This window comes from Acidisphaera sp. S103, from assembly GCF_009765975.1.
Lineage (GTDB): Bacteria > Pseudomonadota > Alphaproteobacteria > Acetobacterales > Acetobacteraceae > Rhodopila.
On record NZ_LMUJ01000031.1, the window covers coordinates 131,648 to 158,279 of the forward strand.

A 26,632-nucleotide genomic window follows, 5' to 3' on the forward strand; every position below is an offset into this window, starting at 1 on the left:
CTTTCAGGCTGGCAGTGCCAGGACATGCCGGGGAGATGGACCGGAATATTAGCAAAAATCATACCGGATAGGAGTTCATTTTGTAAACAGAAGCTTGCCGGGCGGCGTCCAATCGGGCCTGCCTCAACCTGTCAAGAATCCCGACACGACGCATGCAAGAGGTCCGCAACCGGCATTGGCCTTCCCTGTCATCGTATCGTAGTCTGCGCCCGCGACGCCCTTTTCAGACAACGAGACCCCAGTGACCCAGATCGCCATCACCCGGACCGCCACGCCCAAGCAAACGCCCGCCGACGAGACGCTGGCGTTCGGAAAAGTCTTCTCCGACCACATGTTCCTGATGAACTATGAGGACGGGAAGGGGTGGCATAACCCGCGCATTGAACCATATGCGCCGTTCACGCTTGACCCCGCGACCTGCGTCCTGCACTACGGCCAGGCGATTTTCGACGGCCTGAAGGCATTCCGCGGCCCCGACGGGCAGGTGCGCCTGTTCCGCGTCGGCGATCACGCGCGCCGGCTGAACAAGTCGGCACACTATCTGTGCATTCCCGAGATGGATCCCGCCATGGTCGAGGAATCGATCCGCGCCTTGGTCGAGGTTGACCGGCGCTGGGTTCCGTCACTGCCCGGGACGTCGCTGTATATCCGGCCCACCGTCATCGCCACGGAGACATTCCTGGGCGTGCATCCGTCCCACAGCTACCTGTATTACGTGATCGTCGGTCCGGTTGGGGCGTACTACAAGGAAGGCATGAACCCGGTCAGCATCCTGGCCTCCGACCAGTATGTCCGTGCCGTGAAGGGGGGACTGGGGGCAGCGAAAACCGCCGGCAACTACGCCGCCTCCCTGTACGGCGCCGAGGAAGCCCAGAAGGCGGGCTACACCCAGGTTCTGTGGCTGGATGGGGTTGAGCACAAATACCTCGATGAGGTCGGCACGATGAACATCATGCTGAAGATCGGCGACGAGGTGATCACGCCACCGCTGAACGGCGCCATCCTTGCCGGCATCACTCGCGATTCCGTGCTGACCCTGCTGCGCGACTGGGGCTTGCGGGTGTCCGAACGTCCCATCTCCATCGACGACGTCCTGGCCGCCGCCAAGGCGGGCACGCTGGAAATGTGGGGCACCGGTACCGCCGCGGTCATCTCTCCGGTGGGTGAACTCGGCTACAAGGGTGAGCGCTACGTCATCAACGGCGGGAAGACCGGCGCCCTGACGCAGAAGCTGTATGACACGATCGTCGGCATCCAATACGGCACCGCCCCCGACCCGCACGGCTGGGCCCGGTTGCTGGGGAATCGTTTGGGCGGATAGGGTAAAGGCCTATCCGTCGCTGACGAGGATCTTCAGGCGCTCGGGCCTATCATGCCTTGCGCCTTCTCGTGTGGCGGCCATGCGTCGCACCGTCCTCGCGGTTTGGATGTGCCGGAATGAGTCAAATACGTTCATGATCTGACGCGCTTATGCTCCGCCTGACCGAACTCAAACTCCCCCTCGACCACACGCAGGACGTCCTGCGTGACGCCGTGCTGGCGCGCCTTGCGATCGCTCCCGAAGACTTGCTGACCCTGACCGTTGCCCGCCGCGCCTACGATGCCCGCCGCCGCTCCGCGATCAGCCTGGTCTACGCCGTTGACGTCACGCTCCGGGACGAAGCCGCCGCCCTGGCCGCCGATCCGACCTTGCGCCCAACTCCGGATACAGAGTATCGCCCGCCCGTCCACGTCCAATCGCCGATGAACCGCCCTGTCGTTGTCGGCACCGGCCCATGTGGACTGATGGCCGCGCTGACCTTGGCGGAGATGGGGTTCCGGCCGTTGATCCTGGAACGTGGGCAACCGGTTCGGCAGCGCACCAAGGACACCTGGGGGTTGTGGCGGCGCGCTGTCCTTAATCCGGAATCCAATGTCCAATTTGGCGAGGGCGGGGCGGGCACGTTTTCCGACGGCAAACTCTACAGTGGCATCAAGGACCCCAGGCACCTGACGCGCAAACTGCTTACGGCGTTCGTGGAAGCCGGTGCGCCCGAGGACATCCTGACCAACAGCAAACCCCATATCGGCACGTTTCGCCTTGTCACCGTGGTGGAAGGTATCCGCGCCAAGATCGAGGCGTTGGGCGGGGAATATCGTTTCTCGGCCCGGGTCGAGGATATTCGGTTGGACGCCGCCCGGCATATCCGCGGGTTGACCCTGGCGAGCGGGGAAGAAATCGACGCCGATCACGTCATCCTAGCTGTCGGTCACAGCGCCCGTGATACCTTTGCCATGCTGCACCGGAACGGCGTTCATATCGTGGCCAAACCGTTCTCGATCGGGGCGCGTATCGAGCACCCGCAGTCCCTGATCGATCGGGCGCGGTTCGGGGCGTTCGCGGGGCATCCCATGCTGGGGTCCGCCGACTACAAGCTGGTGCATCACGCCGGTAATGGCCGGTCCGTCTACAGCTTCTGCATGTGTCCCGGGGGCCGTGTCGTTGCAGCGACGAGCGAGCCTGGATGTGTCGCCACCAATGGCATGAGCCAATATTCGCGCGCCGAGTTCAATGCCAACGCCGGCATCGTCGTCGGGATCACGCCGGCGGATTATCCCGGCGATCCCCTGGCCGGCATCGCCTTCCAACAGGTGTGGGAACAACGCGCGTTCCTGGCCGGGGGCAGCACCTATGCCGCGCCAGCCCAGCGCGTCGGCGATTTGCTCGGTGGTCGAGCGTCGGTGGCACTGGGGCAGGTCGAGCCGTCATATAAACCCGGGGTGGTTCCCGCCGATCTGGCCGCCTGTCTGCCAGAGTTCGCTGTCGAGGCTATCCGCGAGGCATTGGGGAAGTTCGATCGCGAAATCCCCGGCTTCGCCATGCATGACGCGGTACTGACCGGCGTGGAAACCCGCACGTCCAGCCCGATCCGGATTGGCCGGGGGACCGATGGGATGAGTTTGAACACGCCAGGGCTTTTCCCGGCTGGCGAGGGCGCGGGCTATGCCGGGGGCATCATGTCGGCCGGTGTGGACGGCATCAGGGTGGCTGAGGCGGTGGCGTGTCGTTTGACGGAGAGTCCCCTTGTGGAGCGGATGACGCGGGGACAGGGGGTGGTGGCGTACGGGTAGGGTGAATCGGATGCTACACTCGAAGTTTGTAGTGACAGGGTGTCGATAAGCCGCTTCCTTTTCGCGAGTGATGCGATCAGAATGTTCCAATGCACAGCCAACGGCGCATGCACGGAAGCTGCGTAGCAAGAGATGGAGACGGGATTCTGATGGTTGGCCCGTCGGGATCCGGAAAATCCGATCTTGCCCTGAGACTTCTTTCACGCGGCTTCGAACTGGTGGCGGACGATCAGGTGGACATCGCGGACGGCATCGCCTCTTGCCCCGCTGAACTGGCCGGGTTGTTGGAAGCGCGCGGGATCGGCATCGTGCGTTTGCCGAACCGGCCCCAGGCACGCCTTGCCTTGATCGTCGCACTAGACGGATCCGCCGACCGGCTGCCTGAGCCGCGTCGACATCCGGAATTGGGGCTGCCGGTGGTGCGGATCGACGCCACCGCCGCCTCGGCCGCGGATAAGGTGGTTCTGGCGTTGGATTGCGCCCTCGGGCGGATCAGTCAGGTGGCCGGAGCGTTCGTCGCATGAGCAGCCTGGCCGTCGTCATCGTCAGTGGCCTGTCCGGCGGCGGCAAGGCCTCGATTCTGCGGGCGCTGGAGGATGTCGGCTATGAAGCGGTGGACAACCCGCCATTGACGATGCTGGAGGAAATGATCTGCCGCGGCGACCGTAAGCTGGCGGTGGGTATCGACGCCCGCACCCGCGGCTTCGATGCTAACGACGTGCTGAACGCGATCACGCGTCTGCAGACCAATCCCGGCCTGCGCATTCAACTTGTCTACGCCTGGGCCGACGACAGCACCCTGCTGCGCCGCTACACCGAGACCCGCCGCCGTCATCCACTGGCGCCGCAGGGGGTGGTCGCCGATGGTATCGCGGCGGAAGTCGTGCTGACCGAACCGCTGCGCGAGCACGCCGACCTGGTGGTGGATACGTCCGGCCTGCCGATCGCCAACCTGCGCCGCCTGATCGAGCGGTATTTCGGTGCTGGCTCCGACCAGGCGCGCATGGTTGTTTCCCTGGTCTCCTTCGCCTATCCCAAAGGCCTGCCGCGGGAAGCAGACCTGGTATTCGATGCACGCTTCCTACGGAACCCGCACTACGATCCCATATTGCGGCCCAAGACCGGAATGGACCGCGATGTCGCGGCTTATATCAAGGCCGATCCCGACTTCGCGAAATATTTTTCGCTGCTGACGGGCCTCGTCGAACTTGCCTTGCCGCGGTTCGTGCAAGAGGGCAAGAGATACGCTACGATCACGATTGGGTGTACGGGAGGCCGTCACAGGTCCGTCTATCTGATTGAAAAATTAGCAAAGCATCTCACTTCGTGCGTCACGGCGAAGAGTGCCGATCGGACTGACGATCCCTGCTGGCAGGTGTTCGTCACCCACCGGGAACTGGCGAGCGAGGGAAACGGGAACAGTTTTCTATCGGACCGCCCGGTTGCGCGCCGGGACGAATCCGACCTAGATAGAATTGCGCAGGGTTTGTCGGTTCAGGCGTAGGAGGCCTGATACAGTACGATGGGCACATCGAACGCTTACGGATTGGCTCGCCCGCTCATGCTCTGGTCGGCCTGCCCGCATACGCACCGGGATTCCATGGTTCGCTCATGATCGGTATGATCCTGGTGACGCATGGGCATCTCGCGGACGAATTGCGCCGGGCCATGGAACATGTGGTCGGGGCCCAGCGAAACGTCGACACGGTCTGTATCGGACCGGAAGACGACATGGAAAACCGCCGAGCCGAGATAGAGGCTTGCATCGGGCGGTGCGATACCGGCGACGGGGTCGTGCTGCTGACCGACATGTTTGGCGGAACCCCCTGCAACCTCGCCATCTCCATGATGGAAAAGAAAGGTGTGGAGGTTATCGCCGGCGTCAACCTGCCGATGCTGGTTAAATTGGCGAAAGTCCGGTCAAAGCAGCCGCTGGCCGATGCGGTCACCTGCGCCGAGGACGCCGGGCGAAAATACATCGCCGCTGCGTCCCATATCCTGCACGGCTGCAAGGCGAACGGGTCCTGTGGATGAGTGATTCGTCGTCGCCGAGTGGGCAACCTATCCTCTCGCGCGTCGTCACCATCTGCAACAAGCGCGGCCTGCATGCCAGGGCGGCCGCCCGGTTCGTCACCCTCGCCGAACAGTTCGGCGCTTCGGTAGACGTACTGCGGGACGGGCAGGTCATCTCCGCCCGGTCCATCATGGGGCTGATGATGTTGGGCGCCGGGCGTGGTGCCGAGATCGAGTTGCGTGCCGAAGGCTGGGATGCCAAGGAGGCGCTGGACGCCCTGGCAACCCTGGTCGAGGCCGGCTTCGATGAACAGGATTGACCCGCCACCCCCACAACACCAGCGACTGGCCGGTACCGCCCTCGCTGCCCCCCAGGCACGTACAGAGCAACTGTTCCAGGGAATAGCGGTCTCGGCGGGTGTGGCGATCGGGCCGGTGTTCGGCACCACCGAACCGGAAGCCGTGATCACCCGGCAGAAAATCCAGGCTTCCGACATTGGCGCCGAACGGTCCCGGCTGGAAGCGGCGATTGCCCAGTCCCGCAAGCAATTGGCGAAACTGCGCGCCAGGCTGGCGGTGCTGCCGGAGGAAAGCCAGACCGAAATCGCCCCGCTGATCGATGCCTACATCCGTATGCTTGGGCCGTCCCGCCTGGTGCGTGGAGTACGGCAACGGATCGAGGAAACCCTGCTGTCTGCCGAAGCCGCGGTGATGAGCGAAACCGAAGCCATCGCCGAGGCGATCATGGCGCAGGCGGAACCGGACCTGTCGGCGGAGGATCTGGCGGGTTTGCGCCGGCGCGCGGATGAAATCGGCGAAATCGCCCGGCGGCTGGTGCGGAACCTGACGCGGTCGCCGTTCCGCAGCTTCGCGGGACTGCCGGAAGGCTCGATCCTTGTGGCGGAAAATCTGCGGCCGGCGGATGCGGCGTTGCTTGACCCATCCCGGCTGGCTGGGGTGGTGACCGAGGAAGGCGGTTCGGATGGCCATACCGCGGTGATGCTGCGGGCTTTGGGCGTGCCGGCGGTGCTGGGCGTGGCCGGGCTGGCGCATGCGATGCGGCCGGGCGACGTCGCGGTGGTAGATGGAAGCACCGGAACCGTCATGCTGAACCCCTCGGCCACGATGATGACGGCCGCCAAGCGCGCGTTGACGGCGTTCGCGCGGGAGCGGCAGCGGTATGCAAGGCTGCGGCGGTTGCCCGCCGTGACACAGGACGGCGTGTCGGTGGAATTGCAGGCCAATTTGGAGCTGCCGGTCGAGCTGCCGCTGATCGTGCAATCCGGCGCGGTGGGTATTGGTCTGCTACGAACCGAATTCTTGTTCATGAATCGGGAGACCATTCCTGACGAGGCGACCCAGACCGAAAGCTATCGGACGATCGTCGAGGCGATGCACGGCGATCCGGTCACCATCCGCGTGCTGGACTGGGGTGGCGAGAAGGAGATCGAGGCGCTGACCCTGGCCGGCGTTGTGCCGGAGATCGCCGATACCAACCCGGCGCTGGGCCTGCGTGGCATCAGACTGCTGCTGCGCCGGCCGGAATTGCTGGAAACGCAGTTGGCGGCGATCTTGCGTGCCTCGATGGCCGGGCCGGTGCGGGTGCTGCTGCCGATGGTTACCACTGTCAGTGAAGTCCGAGCGGCGCGGGAGGTGTACGAACGCGTTGCTAGGCGGTTGCGGCGGCGGGGCGATCGGATTCCGGAAAAATTGCCGCCGCTGGGGATCATGATCGAGACTCCCGGGGCCGCGCTGTCGGCTGACGCGCTGGCGCTGGAGGCGGATTTCTTCGCCATCGGCACCAACGATCTGACGGCTTACACACTGGCTGTGGACCGGGGGGAAAGCGACGTCGCGGACCTCTACGACCCGATGCACCCGGCGGTGCTGCGGCTGATCCAGTTCGCGACCGAGGCGGCGCTGCGGATGCGCATGCCGGTGTCGATCTGCGGCGAGGTGGCGGCGGCGCCCCGCTTGACCCCGTTGCTGCTGGGGCTGGGTGTGCGATCGCTGAGCATGAACGCCTCCGCCGTGCCGAAGGTGAAGCAGGTGATCCGGTCGGTGGGGATCGATGCCTGCGTGCGGTTTGCCCGGCGGGTGATGGAGCAGGGGGATTCGGAGAAGATACAGGCGATGGTGGACGGGTTTGGGCGGACGGACTCGCCGGCGGCGGCCCCTTGATCCCCTTCGCCTGACGGGTGACGATGATCCCCGCGTAGAGTTTGTTCGCGTGATTCACGCCTTCCGGCCTTCGGCCTTGGGCGATCACGCTCTGACCGGGGGGAAACACATATGCCACGCCTTGAAGGCAAGGTCGCTGTCATCACCGGCGCGGGGACCGGGATCGGACGCGCCACCGCCAGGCTGTTTGCCGCGGAAGGCGCCCGCGTTGTGATTGCCGAAGTCAATGCCGCGGCCGGGGAACAGACCGCGCAACTGATTGTCCAGGAAGGTGGCCAGGCCATCGCCATCACGACCGACGTCACCGAACCCGACAGCATCCAGGCCACCATCGACAAGGCGGTCCAGCACTATGGCGGGCTGCATGTGCTGCACAACAACGCCGGGGGGTCGACGGCGCGCGACAGCAACGTGACCGAGGCGCCGCTGGAGGAGTTCTGGCGGGTGATCAAGCTGGATCTGTTCGGCACGTTCCTGGGGTGCCGTTTCGGCATTCCGGCGATCGTCCGGTCCGGCGGCGGATCGGTCATCAACATGTCGTCCAACGTTGCATTGATGGGCGTCCCGGGGCGCGATTGCTACACCGCGGCGAAGGGCGGGGTCGCGGCGATGACCCGGTCCATGGCGGTCGAGTTCGCGCCGAAGGTCCGCGTCAATGCCATCGCGCCGTCCGCCACGATGACCGACCGGGTGCGGACGCTCGTTGCCGGCAACGCGGCCCTGGGCAAACTGGCGGAGTCGCACCTGGTCGGGTTGATCGAGCCGGAGGACATCGCGTCCATGGCGTTGTTCCTGGCGTCGGACGAATCCAGCAAGGTGACCGGACATATCTATCCCGTGGACAGCGGCGTCATTATTTCCTGAACAGCGGAGTCGTAACGATGAAGATCAAGCGCGTGGAACATATCGCTATCGCCGTCGATTCGATGAAGCAATCGCTGGATCTGATGCGCGACGCATTCGGTCTGGACCTGGAATATGAGGAACAGATCGGCCAGACCAAGTTGGCGATGCTGCCGGTCGGGCAGTCGTACATTGAATTGTTGGAAGGACAGGGGCCGGAATCGGGCGTCTCGAAATGGATCGCCGAGAAGGGCACGGGCCTGTTCCATATCTGCTTTGAGGTCGAGGATATCGAGGGCGCGATCGCCGAATTGAAGGCCAAGAATGTGAAGCTGCAAAGCGACACATGGCGAACCGGGCATGGTGGGTCGAAGATCATCTTCCTCGACCCGTCCGCCACGGGGAATGTGGTGATCGAGCTCGCCGAACTCGTGGCGGGACATTAGGCCATGCCCGGTTTCGTTCATCCGGAGTTCCTGGTCGAGACCGATTGGCTCGCCGGGCATCTTGACGATGTGGTCCTGCTGGATTGCACCGTCCATCTGATCCCCGACCCGAAAACCACTTATGTCGTGAAGCCGGCTCGGGAGGATTATGAGAAAGGCCACATTCCCGGCGCGCAGTTTTGCGACGTGTCGCGGGACGTGTCGGACACGACACAGACGTTGAATTTCATGCGGCCGAAGCCGGATGATTTCGCCGCCGCGATGCGTCGTTTCGGTATTAGCAATGGCTCGCGGGTGGTGACCTACAGCACCGGCAATCCGTGGTGGGCGACGCGCGTGTGGTGGTTGCTGCGCGAATTCGGTCACGACAACGCGGCAGTGCTGGACGGCGGCTGGCAGAAATGGACGGCGGAAGGGCGAGGCGTCGAAACCGGGCCGGGCGGTTCGCGTCCGGCTGGCGATTTCACGGTGCGCGAGGTCCTGAACCTGATGGTGGGCAAGGAGGCGGTGAAGGCCGCTATCGGCGACGCGGGGGTCTGCACGTTGAATGCGCTTCTGCCGGCGCAACATAATGGCACTGGCGGCAACAGCTATGGGCGTCCGGGGCGCATCGCCGGCAGCGTCAACGTGCCGGCGGCACACCTGCTCGATCCGGCGACGAATGCATTCCTGCCGGCGGATGAGTTGCGCCGCCGCCTGGGGGCGGTCGGTGCGTTGGATCGGCCGGTCATCGCGTATTGTGGCGGTGGCATCGCGGCCAGTGCCGACGCTTTGGTCCTGACGATGCTGGGGCATCGCGATGTGAAGATCTATGACGCGTCGCTGTCGGAATGGGCCAAGGACGAAAATCTGCCGATGGAGACTGGCTGAACGGCAACACGCGACGCGGTCATGCCGACGCAGGCCGGCATCCACGCCTTGTGATGCCTGGTTGCGCAAAGGCGTGGATGGCAGGCCTTCGCCTGCCATGGCGGGGGTGGTGCGGTCGTCAATTCGATAGCAGGAGGAAACAACAATGCGATTGAAAGACAAAATCGGCATCGTTACGGCCGCGGCGTCGGGGATGGGCCGAGCAGGGGCGATTCGTTTCGCGAAGGAAGGGGCGTCGGTCGCGGTGGTGGATCTGAACAAGGAAGCCACCGACACCGTGGTACGGCAGATCACCGCCGCGGGCGGCAAGGCGATTGGCCTGTCCGGTGACCTGACCAGCGACGATTTCGCCCGCGACATCGTGCGGCAGACGGCGAAGCATTTCGGCGGCCTTGATTTCGTCTGGAACCATGTTGGAACACCTGGTCCGGCGTCTATCGAAGGCCTGGACTGGAAGGAGTTCGACTTCGCGATGGACCTGAACGTCCGTTCGGTATTGGTGACGACCGAGGCGGCGTTGCCGGAACTGCGCGCCCGCGGCGGCGGATCGATCCTGTTCACGGCCTCGACCTCGGGTCTGCAAGGGTCACCGTACAGCCCGGTCTATAACATCGCCAAGTTCGGCGTGGTTGGACTGGTGAAGGGTCTGGCCAAACGCTACGGACACGAAAACATCCGGGTCAACGCGGTTTGTCCGGGTACCACGGACACGCCCATGCTGCGGGTGTTCGTTGCGCGTCCAGACAGTCAGTTACCGCCGGGCGAAACGCCCGAAACGCTGGTGACCAAGCGGGGCGGCCTGAACCCGATGCGCCGGGTGGCGCAACCGGAGGAGATCGCCAACGCCGCCCTGTTCCTGTTGTCCGACGAGGCGTCGTTCGTCAACGGCGTTGCCTTACCGGTGGATGGCGGTTCGACGGCTTAGGACAGTCGTGGGTGGCCTGGACAAGCCCGGCCATGACACAGATGAGCCACCTACTCCGTCTCAGGAGTTCACCTCGCCGGTTCAATTTCGGCCGACGGTGTACCCGGGCCGAATACCCCAGAAAAGCCACGCTCTCCGAATCACCTGCGGCGTCGTCTCCTGGTAGGATAACGATCCTTCACGCCAGCTGACATAGGGCGCCAACAGAGCCTCAACCGAGCGGCGGAATTTTATTCGGGGGCGGATTGTGCTCGGGATCAAGCTTGTGCAGCATCGCTGCCATTGCGGGGTCACGCCTGTGCCAGGCTAACGTCACGATCTCAGCGGCGAATGCTACTCTTTTGTCCCCCAGCACTTTGCCGCCAATTTTTTCCCACAGATGGCCTGCTTTACCCACTGTCGTAAAGTCGAACACGGCTTCTGTCCCATCGCCCAGTCCGACGCGGATGTCCGGTCGTGCCCCGGCGCTATAAAAATCGATTGGGAATAATGACGGACGCTCCCCGGAACGTTCAACCAAAAAGCCGCCGACATTTCCGGCATCGACTTGACCCCTCCGCCGCACGGCATTCCAGCACTGTACGGCTCCACCATATCTTTCGTTGTACTGTTGTGCCAGAAACTCCGGTGTCAACCAGTCTTCGATCGCATGGCCGAGACGCATCGCTTCCCGTTTTCCGGCTTCCAACGCGATCTTCGGATCAATACTGTTCATACGCAACCGATCATCGTGCAACGGCCCTGTATAACGCTTGCCCAGCGAGGAATCGGTGTTGAGTACCTTCGCCCCGGCTAACATGACGGCAGACTCAAGTGTCCGCAGCCACTGGAACGCGATATCGCCTCCCTTGGAAGAGGAGAACCGGTTGATGCCGAGATTGACGCTTCTCTCTTTCATCGGCGGCAGCTCCACAGATCGTTGTGAGCCGGCAAAATAAATCATCGAATGATAGATACAGAGCCAGAACTGTCAAGTTCTCTGTTCAGTTCAGGCAGGGGAATCGCGCTTGAAACTGCGTGGCTGCCGCCTCGATGCTTGCGCGGCTCGGAGGTGGTCGATTCTACCCCTCGGCATGTACACTATGCCGCAGGAGGTCGTTTTGATCGGTTTATCACTTGCTCGGCAGGAACTGGGGATCTGGTAGATCGCGTCGCGACGAGCTTCTTCGGCCAAGCCCTCGATCCCGCCTCTTGGTAGAGCCGATACTAGGCGCGGATTGTGTCGTCGTCCGGCAGAGTGTGGCCCGGGTCACCCGGCCACACTCCGACGCAACCCTACTTGCAGGCGGTGATCATAATCTCCACCAGCACCTCGGGCGCGGCCATCTCGGCCTGGACGCAGGCGCGGACCGGGGCGCCGTCCTTTGGCAGCCACGGGGTCCAGACTTCGTTCATCGCGCCGCGCTGCTTGATGTCCTTCACCCAGATCGTCGCCTGCAGCATGCGGGTCTTGTCGGTGCCGTGATGCTCCAGCATCGCGTCGATCTGCGCCAGGACGTCGGCGGTCTGGCCCTTGATGTCCTGCTTGGTGTCGCGCGCGGTGATGCCCGGCAGATAGACGAACCCATGGTATTCGACGGCCTTGGAGAGGATTGCGCCGGGTTCGGTGCGGATGATCTTGCTCATGGACGGCTCCTGGTTGGAAATGATCGCAGCTTTCTAAGCCAAGACCCCGCCTTGGACCAGACCATGGCTTGACCTGCCGCCCGGTCCTGGCGTCCGATGCCGCCATCAGAGAGGTTCACCATGAAAATATGCATCTATGGGGCCGGCGCGATCGGCGGCCACCTCGCCGCGCGCATGTACAAAGCCGGCGTCGAGGTCTCCGTCATCGCCCGTGGCGCGCATCTGGCCGCCATCCAGGCCAACGGCCTGACCGTCCATGCCGTGGATGGGGAACACCACGCGCCGGTGCGGGCATCCGCCGATCCGGCCGAACTTGGGCAACAGGACGCCGTGTTCGTCACCGTCAAAGCCCCCGCGCTGCCTGCCGTCGCCGCCTCCATCAAGCCGCTGCTGGGTCCCGACACATCGGTCGCCTTCGTCATGAACGGCATCCCCTGGTGGTATTTCGACCACCTGCCCGGCCCGCACGAGGGCACCCCGTTGCCGCGCATCGACCCCGACAACGCGTTGCGCCGAGCCCTCGGGCCAGGCCGGACGATCGGCGGCGTCGTCTATTCCGCCAGCGCCGTCACCGAACCCGGCGTCGTCGAGGTCGAGCAGCCGAAAAGCCGCTTCATCCTGGGCGAACCCGACGGCACGTTGTCGGAACGGGTGCAAACGCTGGCGGGCCTGATCACCAAGGGCGGCGTCAGCGGAGAGGCGACGCCGGCGATCCGCACCGAGATCTGGAACAAGCTGATCAGCAACCTTGCCGGCGGCACGCTGGCGGTGCTGTCTGGCAGTGCGCCCAAGGGGGTCTATGTCGAACCCGCGGCCGAACAGGCCAGCCTGCGGATGATGCAGGAAGCCACTGCCATCGCGCAGGCGCTGGGCGCCGATCCGACGACGGACCATGCGCGGCGGGTCAATGGGCAACGTTCGATGGATCACAAACCCAGCATTCTGCAGGACCTGGAACTTGGCCGCCCGATGGAAATCGACGGCATGTTCGATGCACCTCTGGCCCTGGCGCACCTGGCCGGTGTCGAGGTGCCCACGCTGGAACTGCTGGTCGCCCTGTGCAAACTGCGCGCCCGCACCGCCGGACTTTACAATTAAGGGAACGCTGAGAAATAAACGACCCGCTTGGCGAGCGTCGCTAACCCCGCGCCGTCATGGCGGGGGAAGGCTCGCCATCCACGCCTTGCGGTGTGAGTCTCGGAAAAGGCGTGGACGGCAGGCCTACGTCCGCCATGACGGGACTGGGCGACCGAGCCAACATCGAAGCATCGATTTATCCACGAAACCTAAAGGAAAACGAACATGGAAACACGCATATACGGCCGCTCCGGCCTGCGACTCTCGATCCTCGGTTTCGGCTGCGGCGCCGTCGGCGGCCTGATGGTACGCGGCTCAGCCGTCGATCAGGACAAGGCCATCGGCCTCGCGCTGGACGCCGGCATCAACTATTTCGACACCGCCGTGCAGTACGGCAACGGCGTGTCAGAAACGAATCTCGGCCGCGTCATGGCCGGCGGCCGCCGAACGAACGTTGCCGTCGGCACCAAGGTCCGCATCCCGAATTTCGGCGCCATCGCCAAAACCGTCACCGACTCCATCGACGGCAGCTTGCAACGCCTGAAAATGGACCACGTCGATATCTTCCACCTGCACAACCCCATCACCGTGGGCGGCGGTGGCGAAAGCATCAGCGCCGCACAAGTGCTTGGTGAAGTCGTTCCGGCCTTCGAAGCGTTGCGCAAAGCGGGGAAAACCCGCTTCCTCGGCATCACCGCGGTCGGAGACACCGATGCGCTGCACCAGGTGATCGATGCCCAGGTGATCGACAGCGCCCAGGTCAGCTACAACATGCTGAACGCCTCCGCCGCCACCGCCCTGCCGCCCAACTATCCGGCGCAGGATTACGGCCGCCTGTTCGATCACACCCAGAAGGCCGGCGTCGGCGTGGTCGGTATCCGCGTCCTGGCCGGAGGCGCCCTGACCGGCACCGCCGAACGCCATCCGATCGCCAGCCCGCCGCCGGCACCCATCGGCTCCGCCCACACGCATGAGATGGATCTGGAACGGGGCCGCCGGCTGATGCCGCTGGTGACCGAGGGCTTCGCCGGCAGCCTGGCCGAGGCGGCCACGCGGTTTGCCATCACGCACAAGGCGATGGGCTCGATCCTGGTCGGGATGGCAACGGTGCAGGAATTCGAGGCCAGCCTCGCCGCCGTGCTGAAAGGGCCGTTGCCGCAGGCCGCGCTTGATCGCCTCGGCGCGCTGACCGCCGGTTTCTCTGGTGAGGCGCGATAGCAGAAGCCTTCTGTCCATGTGCCACCCAGCGCAGAGGGTGGGACATGGATATTTTACAGCGGAATGAAACCAGGTACCCGGGCCATCAGTGCGAGCGTGCATCGCGACTGATGGCCCCTTCGGACGCCCCATTCCTGGCAGGGGTGGCCTTTCATGGCGCAACGACGAACCCTGCCTGGAAGCGGCCTCCCCGGCCAAGATGAAATCGCAAGTCCTTCCTATCTGTCGTTCAGAATTTGTTAACTAAAATGCCCTATTCTGTATGCGGTTGACCCGAACCGCACCGGAAGGTTCGCGCCAACCCTCGATGTTTTGCCGTCCGGCTGGCGCCGCCACCATTTTATCGGGATTTTCATGCGTTTTTCAGCGGCCCTCGGCGACGGTGCCCATGGCGGACAGGACAATTGGTTGCTGTGCCGCGCCGGATCGTTCCTGTGTGCCCTGCGGCTGGCGGACGTGGTCGAAATCATGCGGCTGCTGCCCAGCGAACCGATCGCGGACGCGCCAACATTCGTCCGCGGCCTGTCGATCATTCGCGGCATGCCGACGCCGGTCGTCGATATCGCGCTTTTGCTCAGCGGACGCACGGCGTCGCTCCGGCGGCTGATCACAGTCAAATCCGGCACCCGCATCGTTGCCCTGGCAGTCGACAGCGTACTGGGCGTCAGGTCGATCGAGACCGAAGGGACAGCCGAATCCTTGCCGCCACTGCTGCGGGAAGCCGCCGGCGACATGGTCTCGGCGATCGGGCGCCTCGACGCCGATCTGCTGCTGTTCCTCAATACCGCCTGCATCGTTCCGGAGGCACTGTTCGAGCGTCTCGACGGCGCCGAGGCCGTCGCATGAACGGCTTGATCGACCACGATGAACTGGAACGGTTTCGAACCACGATTGCGGTCCGGATCGGCCTGCGGTTCGACGACGGCAAACTTGGTTTCCTCGGCAACGTGTTGCGGCGCCGGCTGAGCGATCTTGGGCAAACGAGCGACGCTTACCTCGATGCTCTTGAGCAAAGGCCGTCGGCCGCCGAAATCAGCACCCTCGCCGGCGAACTCACGGTCTGTGAAACTTATTTCTTTCGCAACGGCGAGCAATTCCGGGCCTTGGCGGAGGTCGCCTTGCCGGAGCGCATGCGTGCCCGCAGGACGCCAGGCGAGTTGCGCCTGCTTTCGGCCGGCTGTGCGTCGGGCGAAGAGGCGTATTCGCTGGCGATCGTTGCGCGGGAGACGATTACCGATCCCGCCTGGGATATCCGGGTACGGGCGATCGACATCAATCCGATTGCGTTGGCGAAAGCCGCCGCCGCGCGCTACTCCCCCTGGGCGCTCCGGGATACGCCGCTCAGCCAGCAGCAAAAATGGTTTCGTCCGGACGGGCGGGACATGCGACTGGACGAAACGGTGCGTCGCTCGGTGCGGATCGAGGCCGGAAACCTGGTCAGGGATGACCCCGGTTTGTGGCAGCCCGCGAGCTACGACGTGATCTTCTGCCGTAATGTACTGATGTACTTCGCACCGGAGCAGATGCGTCTCGCGATCGCTCGGATCGCGCGTTCGCTGGCACCCGGCGGCTTCCTTTTTCTTGGGCACGCGGAGACGCTGCATGGCGTCTCGGACGCATTCTACCTGCACCACACGCACAGTACCTTCTATTACCAGCTTCGGGAAGGCGGCCGGTCCGTGAGCCCGCCCGCCATGTCCGGATTCGAGATCGCAGCGGAACCGCCGCGGGCGCCGATCGCCGCGTTGGGTGAAACCTGGTTCGAAACCATCCGATCGGCCACCGAACGCGTCGCGGCGCTGGTTCCGCCCGAACCGGTGGAAACCATCCCGAGACCCGGGGTTGCCTGGGACCCGGCCCCGGTGCTCGATCTTCTGCGCAGGGAGCGTTTTGCAGATGCGCTCGACACCCTGCGCGGCCGGCCGCCGGCGTCGGTCGATGATCGCGACACGTTGTTGCTCGAAGCGGCCTTGCTGGCGCACAGCGGCCAACTGCCGGCGGCAGAGGTCGCCTGCCGGCGGCTGATCGCAATCGACGCGGCGAATGCCGGCGCCCATTATGTGTTGGCGCTTTGCCGCGAGCACGCCGGCGACCTGGACGGTGCCGGAGAGTCCGATCGAACCGCCGTCTGGCTTGACCCCGCCTTTGCCATGCCCCGTTTGCATCTGGGCCTTCTCGCTCGGCGCGCCGGCGATCCGAAGGCGGCGCTACGCGAACTGAAACACGCCCTGATCCTGCTGAAACGTGAGGAGACATCGCGGATTCTGCTGTTCGGTGGCGGTTTCAACCGTGAAGCGCTGGTGGCGCTGTGCAACTCGGCGCGACAGGAATGCGAGGGCCGGCCATGAGCGAGATTGCTGTGACGGATGGCTTGCCGCGCGCAGCGGCACGGGCGGCGGTGTTGCGTGCCGCGTTCGACCGTTCCTTCGCCGAACCATCCCGCCTCGATATGAACCTCATGGAGGATCTGCTGATGGTTCGGGCCGGAGACGACGTCTTCGCCATTCGCTTGTCCGACATCGCGGGGCTTTACGCCGACAAGAAGATAACGCGGGTGCCGGGCGGCGATCCGGCGTTGCTTGGTATCGCCGGTTTCCGCGGCACGATCCAGCCGGTCTATGGCCTGACCACCCTGCTTGGCCGCCCGGCCGAGGCTGCGCCGCGCTGGCTGGTGATCGCGGCGGCGGCGCCGATCGCGCTCGCGTTCGATGGTTTCGACGGTCATCTGCGTGTGGCGTCGGAGACGATCCGGCCGACCGACGCGAGCGCGAAAGAGCTGCCCTTCGCCCGGGATTTCGTCCCCGTTCAACAGTTTGTCCGACCCATCCTGCACCTGCCGTCGATCCTCGACGCGATCAGAACGCAGCGGCAAACGGTCGCGCCAGGAGAGAATCAATGAAGATGTTTGCGAATTGGACGGTCGGGAGAAGGCTGATCGCCGGTTTTGGCCTGGCTGGACTCACACTGCTGCTGGTTGTCTTCGTCTCCTATCGAAACATCGTCAGCCTGATCGAGAATGACGCCCTGGTGGAACACAGCCACCAGGTTCGGGTCGAACTCGCCGATCTGTTGTCGGAGTTGAAGGATGCCGAGACCGGACAACGCGGCTATCTGCTCACCGGCATCGACAGCTATCTCGCGCCTTATGAAGCCGCGTTGCCGGCGATCAAGGTCACGTTCGCCAAGGTGGTCGAATCCACTGCCGACAATCCGCTGCAGAAACCACGCATGGCGAGACTGTCGCAACTGATCGACGCCAAACTGGCGGAACTGAAGAAGACGATCGAGTTGCGGCGCACCCAGGATATGGGGTCCGCCCTCAAGGTCGTGCTGGACAATACGGGCAAGATCGTCATGGACCAGATCCGAGAGCTGATCGGTCAGGCGGATCAGGAAGCCGTGGATCTGCTGAAGCGGCGGGCCGAGGAGGCGCGCGCCAGTGCCGACATGACCACGACGATCATCATCTGGGGTGGGCTGCTGGGTGCCATCGTGGTGGCTATAATCGGCTGGTTCATCTCCCGCTCGCTGTCCCAGCAGATCGGTTCGGCTGTCCTGCAGATCCAAAGCTCTTCGGCGGAACTGCAGATTGCCGCCAGTCAGCAGGCATCCGGCGCGAAGGAACAATCGTCGGCGATGACGGAGATCAGCACGACGATCAGCGAATTGCTGGCGACCACGCGGCAGATCGCCGAAAGCGCCCGCCGGGTGGCCCGGAATGCCGAACAAACGGCGGTTTCCGCCAGCTCGGGCCATGGGACGGTCGATTTGACGCATGAATCGATCGCGGGCATCCGGCGGCAGGTCGATCAGATTGTCGCCCACATGCTGGAACTGGGGAAGAAATCCCAGGAAATCGGCGCCGTCGTCGAAATCGTGTCGGAACTGGCCGAACAGACCAATATCCTGGCCATCAACGCGACGATCGAAGCGGCCGGCGCAGGGGACAGCGGCAAGCGGTTCGCGGTGGTCGCGGATGAGATCCGTAAACTCGCCGATCGGGTCGCCGGTTCGGCCAAGGAAATCCGCACGCTGATCGAAGACGTCCGCAGCGCGGTGAATACCACGGTCATGGCCACCGAAACCGGATCGAAAGCGGTCGATGCCGGGTCTCGCCAGTTTGGCGACGTGGCGTCGGCGTTCAAGCAGATCGCCGGGCTCGTTTCGACCACGACCGAGGCGTCACGCGAGATCGAGCTTTCGACCACGCAGCAATCGACCGCCGTCGAGCAGGTCAACATCGCGATTTCCAGCGTCGCCCAGGCCTCGGCGGAGATGGAGACGAGTGCGGGCCAGACATCGAAAACAGCCACCCAACTGGCCGAATTGCCCCGCGATCTGCTGCGCATCATTCAGCCGCATATGGCGGCCTAAAGCGTGGCCGCCGATCCCTACCGCTATTTCCGGCTGGAAGCGCGCGAACTTTTGGACCAGTGCGCGCAGACCGTGCTCGAGCTGGAGAAAGGCGGCCCGGCGGCAACGCTGGTACAGCAGTTGCTGCGCCTGGTGCATACGCTCAAAGGAGCGGCGCGAGTTGTCAGACAGGCTGGTATCGCCGATGGGGCCCACGCGATCGAGGACGCACTGGCGCCGCTTCGTGACGCGACGGCCGGTGTCACGCGTGACGCGCTTGGTCCGATCCTCGATCATTTGGACAGCATCGACCACCAACTGCGCATGCTCTCACCGGTCGAACCGGTGGCATCCGCCGCGGCCAATTCGCTTCCGGACGAACCCTGGCGGGCCGTCCGGGCCGACGTGGTCGAGATGGACATGGTTCTCGACGGGGTGGCGGAGACCCATGGGTTGTTGACCCGGCTGCGCGATGCCGAGCGCGGGCTGGAACAGGCCCAGCGGCTGGCGGAGGTGCTGAAGGCCCAGTTGGCGGTCCAGCGGCATCACGGGGGTGCGTCGGAACGGCTGCTCGCGATCGCCGACGAATTGCAACGCAAGGTCGGAACGGTCGAACGTGGGCTGGGCTCGACCGTCGACCAGATGGATCGGGAGTTGCAGCAACTGCGTGACGCGGCCGAACGGCTGCGCCTGGTGCCGGCGGGAAGCCTGTTCACCGTGCTGGAGCGGACCGCGCTCGACGCGGCCCGGACCTTGGGCAAGCAGGTGAAATTCCGCGCCGAAGGCGACGAGATGCGGCTCGATTCGCACATGCTTGGCGCGATACAGAGCGCACTGATCCAACTGATCCGCAACGCCGTGGCGCATGGAATCGAGGCCGCCGACGTGCGGCGGCGTGCCGGCAAGCCGGAGATCGGCGATGTCGGCATCAGCATCTCGCGCCGGGGCCGGCGGGTGGTGTTCGAATGCCGCGACGACGGGGGTGGCCTCGATCTCGAGTCCATCCGGCGCGTCGCGTCACGGCGTGGCGTATCGGGCCCCGATGTCCGGCACGCCGATGCCTCCGCCCTTGTTCAGTTGCTGCTTCGGGGCGGCATCACGACGTCGGAGACGGTGACCGAGGTGTCCGGGCGCGGAATCGGGCTCGACGTCGTGCGTGCCGCGATCGAACGGCTTGGCGGCGAGGTGGTGGTGCGCACCGAACGCGGCTGGGGAACGGTCTTTGAACTGGTGGTGCCGTCGTCGCTCGCGGCGCTTGAAGTGTTGATCGTGGAGGCGGGCGGCAGCGGCGCGATCGCGATCCCGCTCGATGCGGTCCGTGGCACGGTTCGGATCGGCGCCGGGGATATCTTGCCGTCGGCACCCGGCACCGCGGTGCTGTACGGGCAGCAGGCGGTTACCTTCATGGCGCTGTCAACCATTCTGGGGGGCGCACATCAGTCGGTTCGGGACCGTTCGAGCATGGTCCTTCTGGCTGGAGCCGACGGCCTGGCCGCGATCGGCGTCGATCGGCTGCTGGGAACGGCCAACCTGGTCGTTCGGCCGTTGCCGGACAACCTGCATGTGAGCGCGGTCGTCGCCGGCGTGGCGTTCGATGCCGAGGGGAATCCCCAATTGATCCTCGATCCGGACGGTATCGTCTCCGCGGTTCGGCACAGCGCACCGGGTTCGTCCGACATCGTGCCGGCGACGGCACGGACACGGATCCTGGTGATCGACGATTCGCTGACGACCCGGATGCTGGAGCAAAGCATTCTCGAATCGGCAGGCTATGAGGTCGATGTCGCGCTGTCGGCGGAGGAAGGGCTGAAAGCCGCGCATCGCACGCGTTATGCGCTGTTCCTGGTCGACGTCGAGATGCCGGGGATGGACGGCTTCACCTTCGTCGAACAGGTGCGTGCGGACCCGGCGCTGCACGAAATTCCCGCGATCCTGGTGACGTCCCGTGCGGCACCGGAGGACCTGCAACGTGGCCGTGCCGTTGGCAGTCAGGGATATATGATCAAGAGCGAGTTCGACCAGTCCAGGCTTCTCGCGTTGATCAAGCCGCTGGTGAGATAGGCGATGCCGAAGATCCGCGTTCTTGTCGTCGAAGATTCCATGACGGTGCGTATGCGCCTGATGGAAATCCTGTCCGGCGATCCCGAAATCGAGCTGGTTGGGGCGGCACCGGATGGCAAGCGCGCCATCGAATTGTGCTTGTTGCATCGGCCCGATCTGATCACCATGGATATGATGCTGCCGGTGATGACCGGTCTTGCCGCGACCGAATACATCATGGCGCATTGTCCCACGCCCATTCTGATTGTTTCGGCATCGATCAATCGTGGCGAGTTGTTCCGGACTTATGACGCACTGGCCGCCGGGGCGGTCGACGTGCTGGAAAAGCCGACAGGGACCGAGGCCGACGGCATCTGGGAACGTCGCTTCATCGTGACGGTGAAGCTGGTCTCGCGAATCCGTATCATTCCGCGTCTGTATGCACGTCCGGTGGACCCGCCCTTGACGACGATCGTGGCACGCGCGCCGTTGTTGCCGCTGCCGCGCGGGTGCCGGATGGACCGGCGGTTCGATTTGGTCGCGATCGGCGCATCGACCGGCGGCCCGAGTGCGATCGTCGAGATATTGCAGGCGTTACCAGCCGATTTTCGGCTGCCGATCGTGTTCGTTCTGCATATCAATGAACCGTTCGGGTCCGCCTTCGCCGATTGGCTCGACGCGCAGATCGGCCGGCCGGTGGCCCATGCAAGGCAGGGGGACCCGGTGGCGTCGGCCGCCGGGCGGGTCGTCATGGCCCCGCCTGGCCGACACCTCACGGTGCGCGACGGCCGGTTTCACCTCACCGCCGATCCCGAACGCCATTCGTGCCGGCCTTCGGTGGATGTGCTGTTTGAGTCTGTATCCCAATGTTATGGCCCATCGGTTGTCGCGTGCCTTCTGACGGGCATGGGGCGGGACGGTGCATCCGGCCTGCTGAAACTGCGCGAGGCCGGCGCCCTGACCATCGCGCAGGATGAGGCGACATCGACCATCTATGGCATGCCGCGCGAGGCGGCCCTGCTTGGTGCCGCTGTCGAGGTACTCCCACTGCAGGAGATCGCCGGCCGGCTTATGTCGCTCCAGCCGTCCGGATCGGAGATGCCGCGATGATCGGCCCGGTTCTTGTCGTCGATGACAGCCTGACGGTTCGGATGGATCTTTTGGAGATCCTGGAAGCGGCCGGCCTGCAAGCGCAAGCCTGCGAGACCGTGGCCGCCGCGCGGCAGGCGCTCGCCCGGGAGCAGTTCGCGCTGGTTATCCTCGATGTCCTGTTGCCGGATGGCGACGGCATCGAACTGCTCAAGGAGATTCGCGCTATGCCGTCGGCCGCCGGTACAGCGGTCATGCTGCTGTCGACCGAAGTGGAAATCCGCGATCGCATTCACGGCCTGACGACGGGGGCCGACGACTATGTCGGCAAACCCTATGAGCCTGTCTACCTGGTCGCGCGGGCGCGTGAACTGGTCCGCGGCAGCGGCGACGAAACGGCGTCCGCGCCGCTGACCATTCTGCTGATCGACGACAGCATCACCTTCCGCGAGGCACTGAAGGACATTTTGGAAGGCGAAGGATATCGCGTGCTGGTCACCGGCACCGGTGAGGACGGGTTGCGGGTGGCCGCCGACCAGCGACCGGCGGCGATCATCGTCGATGGTCAACTGCCCGGCATCGACGGTGCGACGGTCATCCGGCGCGTCCGGCTCGACGCGGCGTTGCGCCGCTTGCCCTGCCTGCTGCTGACCGGGTCGGAGGACCACAGCGCGGAAGTCCGTATCCTCGATGCCGGCGCCGACGCATTCGTGCGGAAGGAGGCAGACGTCGATGTCATCCTCGCCCGATTGAACGCCATGCTGCGGAGCGCCGGCACGCAAAGCGTGGGTCCGGGCACGCCGAGCCTGCTTGGACCGAAGAAGATCCTGGCGGTCGACGACAGCGAAACCTATCTGCAGGAGCTTGCCGTTGCGTTGCGCGCGGACGGCTATGAACTGGTGTTGGCCCGCTCCGGCGAGGAGGCGCTCGACCTGCTCGCCGTGCAGCAGGTCGATTGTTTGTTGCTCGATCTGATGATGCCGGGGATCGGCGGCCTGGAAACCTGCCGGCGGGTGAAAAGCGTGCCGGTGACACGCGATATTCCCATCGTCATGCTGACGGCGCTGGAAGATCGCACGGCGATGATCGAGGGGCTGAGTTCGGGTGCCGACGATTACGTCGCCAAATCGGCCGAATTCGATCTGCTGCGCGCACGCGTGCTCGCCCAGATACGGCGCAAGCAGTTCGCGGATGAGAACCGCATGATGCGTGAGCAATTGCTGCTGACGCAGTTCGAAGCGGCCGAAGGGCGGGCGGCCCGGCAACTCGCGGAGATGCGGGCGGCGCAACTGGTGGCGGAGAGCGCGGCACGCCGGCGGGTGGAGGGGGAGATGCATGCCCTTATCCATGTCGCGTCGCACGACCTGAAGGCGCCGCTGCTGGCGATCATGCATTTGGCGCAATGGATTGGCGAAGACATCGGGCCGGCGATGAGCCCTGAGACGGTCGAACATCTGGGGCTGCTGCGCAGGCGGGTGGCTCGGCTGCAGATGCTGATGGATGGATTGTTGGCCTATCTGCATGTCGGCAGCGTCGATTGTTTCGTCGAGGACGTCGACATCGCCGAGTTGGTGAACGACATCGTGGCCATGCTGGCGCCGTCGCCGGGCTTCGTCGTGACCTACGACGGCAGCCTGACGATGCTGCGCACCTATCGCAGGCCGATTCGTGTGATCCTGGAAAACCTGATCGGCAACGCGTTGAAACACCATGACCGAGCCGAAGGCCGCGTTGTCATTTTGGCGAGACTGGCCGCCGGTGTGGCGGAATTCCGTGTTAGCGACGATGGACCCGGCATATCGCCGCGGTTCCATGATCGCATTTTCGTCATCTTCCAGACCCTGGCGGGTCGTGATGACCTGGAATCGTGTGGTATTGGCCTGGCCATGGTCAAGAAGATCGTCGAAAGCCATGGCGGCCATGTGCAGGTGGAAAGCGCGCCACCCGCACGCGGCACGACGTTCGTCTTCACGTGGCAGGTGACCGCGTCATGAGGGACGTCCATGGCCCTGTCGGCGGCGTCGATCGCCTCTGGCAGGGGTGTCAGTTCCGTTCGCCGGCGCTGTAAACGCCAGCCATACCAGACCCAATACGGCGGAAATCACCGACCCGGTGAACACGGCAAGCTTCACCTCCGGCTGGATGGGCGTGCCGTGGAAGCCGAGGTCACCGATGAACAGGCTCATGGTAAAGCCGATGCCGCACAGCAGCGCCGCGCCAAACAGCCGCGGCCAGGTCAGCCCGGCCGGCATCCGAACCCAGCCAAGCCGGACCGACAGCCAGATGGCGCCGAACACGCCGATGGGTTTGCCGGCGACCAGGCCCACTGCGACACCCAGCATGACCGGTGTGCCGAAGTCCGCCGGCGAAAGTCCGCCCAGCCGTAATCCGGCGTTCGCCAGTCCGAACAGGGGCAAGACCATCCAGGTGACCCAATGTCCCAGGCCGGCTTCCATCCGGTCACCGGTGTCGTCCATCGGCACCACGAAGGCCAGGGCCACACCGGCGATGGTGGGATGGACGCCCGATCGCAGCACGCACGCCCATAGCAGCACGCCGCCAACCGCGTAGGCCCAGACCGACCGCACACCGGCTCGATTCAGGCCGTATAAAACAGCACAGACCATGCAGGCCGCCAGCAGTGCCGGCAGATCCAGCCTCGCGGTGTAGAACAGGGCGATCACCACGATCGCGCCCAGGTCGTCGATGATCGCCAGCGCCGTCAGGAACAGTTTCAACGCGATCGGCACGCGCCGGCCCAGGACCGACAAAGCCGCCAGGGCAAACGCGATATCTGTCGCGACCGGAACCGCCCAACCGCGCAGCCGGGCCGGGTCCGCGTGGTTGAAACCGGCGAAGATCAGCGCCGGCACCACCATGCCGCCCAGCGCGGCGAATCCTGGCGCGGCGATCTGCCGGAACGACGACAATTGGCCGTCGGTCATCTCCCGCCGTATCTCCAGGCCTACGGTCAGGAAGAACAACACCATCAGCCCGTCGTTGACCCAGCCGTCCACCGGCAGGATCCACAACGGCGTCGCCAGCAGCCGGAAATACTGGTCGGCGCCGGACGCGTTCGACCAGACCAGGGCCACGGCCGCGGCGATGATCAGCGCCAATCCGCCGGCGGTCTGGCTGCGCAGGAATGCCAGCAGCGCGGCGTAGCGCCGGTTGGGGGGCGTTGCCGTCATGCGGTCCCTCTGACTCGCCCGTTCGTTGATGATCCGACCTGTTCCATGCCACCATCGGGCAATGAACCTGTACGCAGCCATACGAGCCATCCCGCACGACGCCGTGGTCAACATACTCGACCTGATCGCGTTCGTCCTGATCACCCCCGAACTCATCGGTGAGGCGCGGCTGAACCTGCTGACGTCATGGATCAAGCGTATCCTGGGTGGCCAGAACCGGACCCTGGTGATCGTGGCATCGTTGTTCATCGCCGGCCGGATCGCAGGCTATTTCGGCATCCCGCGCGGCTATGGCCATTTCCTGTTCCTGGCGGGGGTCGCGTTCCTGATCGCGACGCTGTTCACGCTGATCAACAACTACGTCAAAACCACGCCGTCCCGTCAGGTGATGCTGCTGCTCGGCGCGGCGCTGTTCGTCTGTGCTCGTATGATCGGAATTTTCGCCGCCCTTCAGAACGCGGAATGACCCCCCGATGGCCGGGATCGCGCGCATGGTGTAGCAACCTTGCTGCACCCGCGAAGGTTATCTGACCAGGAGGGCTGATGGATGCCGAAGATCATTCCCGTTGCCATTTTCGACTGCGTCGTGTTCGGCGCGACCGGCGACCTGACACTTCGAAAACTGCTTCCCGCGCTGTATTACCGCTTCCGCGACGGCCAAATGCCTGCCGAATCCCGCGTCGTCGGCGCCGCCCGCTCCAAATTGACGGACGAGGATTTTCGCGGCCGAGCGACCAAGGCGCTGGAACAGCACGTCGCCCGCGCCGATCAGGACCCGGAGATCATGCACCGCTTCCTGGCGCAACTGCACTACGTCTCGATCGACGCCACCGAACCCGATGCCGATTGGAGCCGCTTTCGCGACCTGCTGGACCCGGACCGCATACGGGTTTTCTACCTCGCCACCTCGCCGGACCTGTATGGGCCCGTCTGCCAGGCGCTGGCCACCAGCGGGCTGGTCACCGAACAGTCCCGCGTCGTGCTGGAAAAGCCGATCGGCCACGACCTCGCCTCGGCCAAGGTGATCATCGATGAGGTCGGAAAAGTGTTCACCGAGGCACGGACCTTCCGCATCGACCACTATCTGGGCAAGGAGACAGTGCAGAACCTGATGGCACTGCGCTTCGCCAACACGATCTTCGAGCGTTTGTGGACCGCCGACGTGATCGACCACGTGCAGATCACGGTAGCCGAAACGGTCGGGCTGGAGGGACGCGGCGGCTACTACGATAAATCCGGTGCCATGCGCGACATGGTGCAGAACCACATGCTGCAACTGCTGTGCCTGATCGCCATGGACCCGCCGGTGTCGCTGGATGCCGACCGCGTGCGCGACGAGAAGCTGAAAGTGCTGCGCGCCCTGAAACCCATGGAGCCGCATGAGGTCGCCACCCTGACGGTGCGCGGCCAATACACCCAGGGTGCCATCGACGGCAAACCGGTGCCCGGTTACCTGACGGACCTCGGTTCGGACGACGCCTCCGGCACCGAGAGCTTCGTCGCGCTGAAGGCCGAGGTGCGCACATGGCGCTGGGCCGGCGTGCCGTTCTACCTGCGCACCGGCAAGCGGCTGCCGTCAAAAGTGTCCGAAATCGTCATCCAGTTCCGCGCCCCGCCGTTCTCCATCTTCCCGCCCGAGGCGGCGGAAT

The 26,632-nt window shown here is 64.4% G+C and carries 25 protein-coding genes; 22 read left to right on the top strand and 3 right to left on the bottom strand.

The features are described 5' to 3' along the window. The first annotated feature begins 241 nt into the window (after positions 1–241). The 11 genes from GSQ89_RS05135 to GSQ89_RS05185 all read left to right on the top strand — a co-directional run bounded on the left by GSQ89_RS05135 (position 242) and on the right by GSQ89_RS05185 (position 10,389). Positions 242–1,321 carry a branched-chain amino acid aminotransferase gene (locus GSQ89_RS05135; RefSeq protein ID WP_158922686.1) on the top strand — a complete coding sequence of 360 codons (1,080 nt, stop codon included), beginning with the start codon at positions 242–244 and terminating at the stop codon, positions 1,319–1,321. A gap of 149 nt (positions 1,322–1,470) precedes the next feature. Then, positions 1,471–3,111, top strand: coding sequence for an NAD(P)/FAD-dependent oxidoreductase (locus GSQ89_RS05140; RefSeq protein ID WP_158922688.1), 1,641 nt, complete (start codon positions 1,471–1,473; stop codon positions 3,109–3,111). Between the two features lie 107 nt (positions 3,112–3,218). After that, positions 3,219–3,635: an HPr kinase/phosphorylase gene (locus GSQ89_RS05145; RefSeq protein ID WP_256367299.1), complete on the top strand. Its 417-nt coding sequence runs from the start codon at positions 3,219–3,221 to the stop codon at positions 3,633–3,635. Then, on the top strand, positions 3,632–4,615 hold the full coding sequence (gene rapZ / locus GSQ89_RS05150) for an RNase adapter RapZ (protein ID WP_158922692.1): 984 nt from the start codon (positions 3,632–3,634) through the stop codon (positions 4,613–4,615). Before GSQ89_RS05145 ends, rapZ begins: the two co-directional genes overlap by 4 nt. Before the next feature lie 107 nt (positions 4,616–4,722). Continuing rightward, a complete protein-coding gene (locus GSQ89_RS05155) occupies positions 4,723–5,145 on the top strand; it encodes a PTS sugar transporter subunit IIA (protein WP_158922694.1) in 423 nt (140 codons plus the stop codon). Continuing rightward, positions 5,142–5,444 carry an HPr family phosphocarrier protein gene (locus GSQ89_RS05160; protein WP_158922696.1) on the top strand — a complete coding sequence of 101 codons (303 nt, stop codon included), beginning with the start codon at positions 5,142–5,144 and terminating at the stop codon, positions 5,442–5,444. The genes GSQ89_RS05155 and GSQ89_RS05160 overlap by 4 nt, the downstream gene beginning before the upstream one ends. Then, complete coding sequence (gene ptsP, locus GSQ89_RS05165; RefSeq protein WP_158922698.1) at positions 5,431–7,305, top strand: phosphoenolpyruvate--protein phosphotransferase; 1,875 nt, start codon at positions 5,431–5,433, stop codon at positions 7,303–7,305. The genes GSQ89_RS05160 and ptsP overlap by 14 nt, the downstream gene beginning before the upstream one ends. A gap of 111 nt (positions 7,306–7,416) precedes the next feature. Further along, entirely contained in the window at positions 7,417–8,169 is a 753-nt protein-coding gene (locus GSQ89_RS05170) for an SDR family NAD(P)-dependent oxidoreductase (RefSeq protein WP_158922700.1), read from the top strand. Between the two features lie 17 nt (positions 8,170–8,186). Next, entirely contained in the window at positions 8,187–8,594 is a 408-nt protein-coding gene (locus GSQ89_RS05175) for a VOC family protein (protein WP_158922702.1), read from the top strand. A 3-nt stretch (positions 8,595–8,597) separates the two neighbouring features. Beyond that, positions 8,598–9,464 carry a sulfurtransferase gene (locus tag GSQ89_RS05180; protein ID WP_158922704.1) on the top strand — a complete coding sequence of 289 codons (867 nt, stop codon included), beginning with the start codon at positions 8,598–8,600 and terminating at the stop codon, positions 9,462–9,464. Positions 9,465–9,609: 145 nt separating this feature from the next. Beyond that, entirely contained in the window at positions 9,610–10,389 is a 780-nt protein-coding gene (locus GSQ89_RS05185) for an SDR family NAD(P)-dependent oxidoreductase (protein ID WP_158922706.1), read from the top strand. A gap of 211 nt (positions 10,390–10,600) precedes the next feature. Here GSQ89_RS05185 and GSQ89_RS05190 read toward each other — a convergent pair whose 3' ends face one another. Together GSQ89_RS05190 and GSQ89_RS05195 are read right to left on the bottom strand one after the other, a co-directional pair. Beyond that, positions 10,601–11,332 (bottom strand): hypothetical protein, encoded by a 732-nt coding sequence (locus GSQ89_RS05190; protein ID WP_216856014.1) that lies wholly within the window; start codon positions 11,330–11,332, stop codon positions 10,601–10,603. Between the two features lie 332 nt (positions 11,333–11,664). After that, complete coding sequence (locus GSQ89_RS05195) at positions 11,665–12,015, bottom strand: RidA family protein (protein WP_158922710.1); 351 nt, start codon at positions 12,013–12,015, stop codon at positions 11,665–11,667. 120 nt (positions 12,016–12,135) lie between these two features. Between GSQ89_RS05195 and GSQ89_RS05200 the strand changes: the two genes are divergently transcribed. The 9 genes from GSQ89_RS05200 (at position 12,136) to GSQ89_RS05240 (ending at position 23,786) form a co-directional block, all read left to right on the top strand. Beyond that, on the top strand, positions 12,136–13,113 hold the full coding sequence (locus tag GSQ89_RS05200) for a ketopantoate reductase family protein (RefSeq protein WP_158922712.1): 978 nt from the start codon (positions 12,136–12,138) through the stop codon (positions 13,111–13,113). Between the two features lie 204 nt (positions 13,114–13,317). Further along, positions 13,318–14,310 carry an aldo/keto reductase gene (locus GSQ89_RS05205; RefSeq protein WP_158922714.1) on the top strand — a complete coding sequence of 331 codons (993 nt, stop codon included), beginning with the start codon at positions 13,318–13,320 and terminating at the stop codon, positions 14,308–14,310. 354 nt (positions 14,311–14,664) lie between these two features. After that, a complete protein-coding gene (locus GSQ89_RS05210; RefSeq protein ID WP_158922716.1) occupies positions 14,665–15,156 on the top strand; it encodes a chemotaxis protein CheW in 492 nt (163 codons plus the stop codon). Beyond that, complete coding sequence (locus GSQ89_RS05215) at positions 15,153–16,658, top strand: protein-glutamate O-methyltransferase CheR (protein WP_158922718.1); 1,506 nt, start codon at positions 15,153–15,155, stop codon at positions 16,656–16,658. The genes GSQ89_RS05210 and GSQ89_RS05215 overlap by 4 nt, the downstream gene beginning before the upstream one ends. Continuing rightward, on the top strand, positions 16,655–17,209 hold the full coding sequence (locus GSQ89_RS05220) for a chemotaxis protein CheW (protein ID WP_158922719.1): 555 nt from the start codon (positions 16,655–16,657) through the stop codon (positions 17,207–17,209). The genes GSQ89_RS05215 and GSQ89_RS05220 overlap by 4 nt, the downstream gene beginning before the upstream one ends. After that, positions 17,206–18,684, top strand: a complete 1,479-nt coding sequence (locus tag GSQ89_RS05225; protein WP_216856015.1) for a CHASE3 domain-containing protein — start codon at positions 17,206–17,208, stop codon at positions 18,682–18,684. Before GSQ89_RS05220 ends, GSQ89_RS05225 begins: the two co-directional genes overlap by 4 nt. 3 nt (positions 18,685–18,687) lie before the next feature. Further along, positions 18,688–20,724, top strand: coding sequence for a response regulator (locus GSQ89_RS05230; protein ID WP_158922721.1), 2,037 nt, complete (start codon positions 18,688–18,690; stop codon positions 20,722–20,724). 3 nt (positions 20,725–20,727) lie between these two features. Beyond that, positions 20,728–21,813 (top strand): chemotaxis-specific protein-glutamate methyltransferase CheB, encoded by a 1,086-nt coding sequence (cheB, locus tag GSQ89_RS05235; protein WP_158922724.1) that lies wholly within the window; start codon positions 20,728–20,730, stop codon positions 21,811–21,813. Further along, positions 21,810–23,786, top strand: coding sequence for a response regulator (locus tag GSQ89_RS05240; protein ID WP_158922726.1), 1,977 nt, complete (start codon positions 21,810–21,812; stop codon positions 23,784–23,786). The genes cheB and GSQ89_RS05240 overlap by 4 nt, the downstream gene beginning before the upstream one ends. Here GSQ89_RS05240 and nhaA read toward each other — a convergent pair. Then, positions 23,781–24,983: a Na+/H+ antiporter NhaA gene (gene nhaA / locus GSQ89_RS05245; protein WP_158922728.1), complete on the bottom strand. Its 1,203-nt coding sequence runs from the start codon at positions 24,981–24,983 to the stop codon at positions 23,781–23,783. The two genes, GSQ89_RS05240 and nhaA, sit on opposite strands and share 6 nt — an antisense overlap. Positions 24,984–25,044: 61 nt before the next feature. Between nhaA and GSQ89_RS05250 the strand changes: the two genes are divergently transcribed. Next, positions 25,045–25,449, top strand: a complete 405-nt coding sequence (locus tag GSQ89_RS05250) for a hypothetical protein (protein ID WP_158922730.1) — start codon at positions 25,045–25,047, stop codon at positions 25,447–25,449. Positions 25,450–25,530: 81 nt separating this feature from the next. Beyond that, on the top strand, positions 25,531–26,632 hold a 1,102-nt coding region (gene zwf, locus GSQ89_RS05255; protein WP_254073082.1), incomplete at its 3' end, for a glucose-6-phosphate dehydrogenase.

Coding starts and splice junctions, on each gene's coding strand:
- GSQ89_RS05215 (WP_158922718.1), top strand. CDS start 15,153: ATGAACGGCTTGATCGACCACGATGAACTGGAACGGTTTCGAACCACG.
- GSQ89_RS05175 (WP_158922702.1), top strand. CDS start 8,187: ATGAAGATCAAGCGCGTGGAACATATCGCTATCGCCGTCGATTCGATG.
- GSQ89_RS05180 (WP_158922704.1), top strand. CDS start 8,598: ATGCCCGGTTTCGTTCATCCGGAGTTCCTGGTCGAGACCGATTGGCTC.
- GSQ89_RS05160 (WP_158922696.1), top strand. CDS start 5,142: ATGAGTGATTCGTCGTCGCCGAGTGGGCAACCTATCCTCTCGCGCGTC.
- GSQ89_RS05250 (WP_158922730.1), top strand. CDS start 25,045: ATGAACCTGTACGCAGCCATACGAGCCATCCCGCACGACGCCGTGGTC.
- nhaA (WP_158922728.1), bottom strand. CDS start 24,983: ATGACGGCAACGCCCCCCAACCGGCGCTACGCCGCGCTGCTGGCATTC.
- GSQ89_RS05210 (WP_158922716.1), top strand. CDS start 14,665: ATGCGTTTTTCAGCGGCCCTCGGCGACGGTGCCCATGGCGGACAGGAC.
- GSQ89_RS05205 (WP_158922714.1), top strand. CDS start 13,318: ATGGAAACACGCATATACGGCCGCTCCGGCCTGCGACTCTCGATCCTC.
- GSQ89_RS05185 (WP_158922706.1), top strand. CDS start 9,610: ATGCGATTGAAAGACAAAATCGGCATCGTTACGGCCGCGGCGTCGGGG.
- GSQ89_RS05190 (WP_216856014.1), bottom strand. CDS start 11,332: ATGATTTATTTTGCCGGCTCACAACGATCTGTGGAGCTGCCGCCGATG.
- GSQ89_RS05155 (WP_158922694.1), top strand. CDS start 4,723: ATGATCGGTATGATCCTGGTGACGCATGGGCATCTCGCGGACGAATTG.
- GSQ89_RS05170 (WP_158922700.1), top strand. CDS start 7,417: ATGCCACGCCTTGAAGGCAAGGTCGCTGTCATCACCGGCGCGGGGACC.
- GSQ89_RS05220 (WP_158922719.1), top strand. CDS start 16,655: ATGAGCGAGATTGCTGTGACGGATGGCTTGCCGCGCGCAGCGGCACGG.
- GSQ89_RS05225 (WP_216856015.1), top strand. CDS start 17,206: ATGAAGATGTTTGCGAATTGGACGGTCGGGAGAAGGCTGATCGCCGGT.
- GSQ89_RS05195 (WP_158922710.1), bottom strand. CDS start 12,015: ATGAGCAAGATCATCCGCACCGAACCCGGCGCAATCCTCTCCAAGGCC.
- ptsP (WP_158922698.1), top strand. CDS start 5,431: ATGAACAGGATTGACCCGCCACCCCCACAACACCAGCGACTGGCCGGT.
- GSQ89_RS05140 (WP_158922688.1), top strand. CDS start 1,471: ATGCTCCGCCTGACCGAACTCAAACTCCCCCTCGACCACACGCAGGAC.
- GSQ89_RS05145 (WP_256367299.1), top strand. CDS start 3,219: ATGCACGGAAGCTGCGTAGCAAGAGATGGAGACGGGATTCTGATGGTT.
- GSQ89_RS05240 (WP_158922726.1), top strand. CDS start 21,810: ATGATCGGCCCGGTTCTTGTCGTCGATGACAGCCTGACGGTTCGGATG.
- GSQ89_RS05200 (WP_158922712.1), top strand. CDS start 12,136: ATGAAAATATGCATCTATGGGGCCGGCGCGATCGGCGGCCACCTCGCC.
- rapZ (WP_158922692.1), top strand. CDS start 3,632: ATGAGCAGCCTGGCCGTCGTCATCGTCAGTGGCCTGTCCGGCGGCGGC.
- cheB (WP_158922724.1), top strand. CDS start 20,728: ATGCCGAAGATCCGCGTTCTTGTCGTCGAAGATTCCATGACGGTGCGT.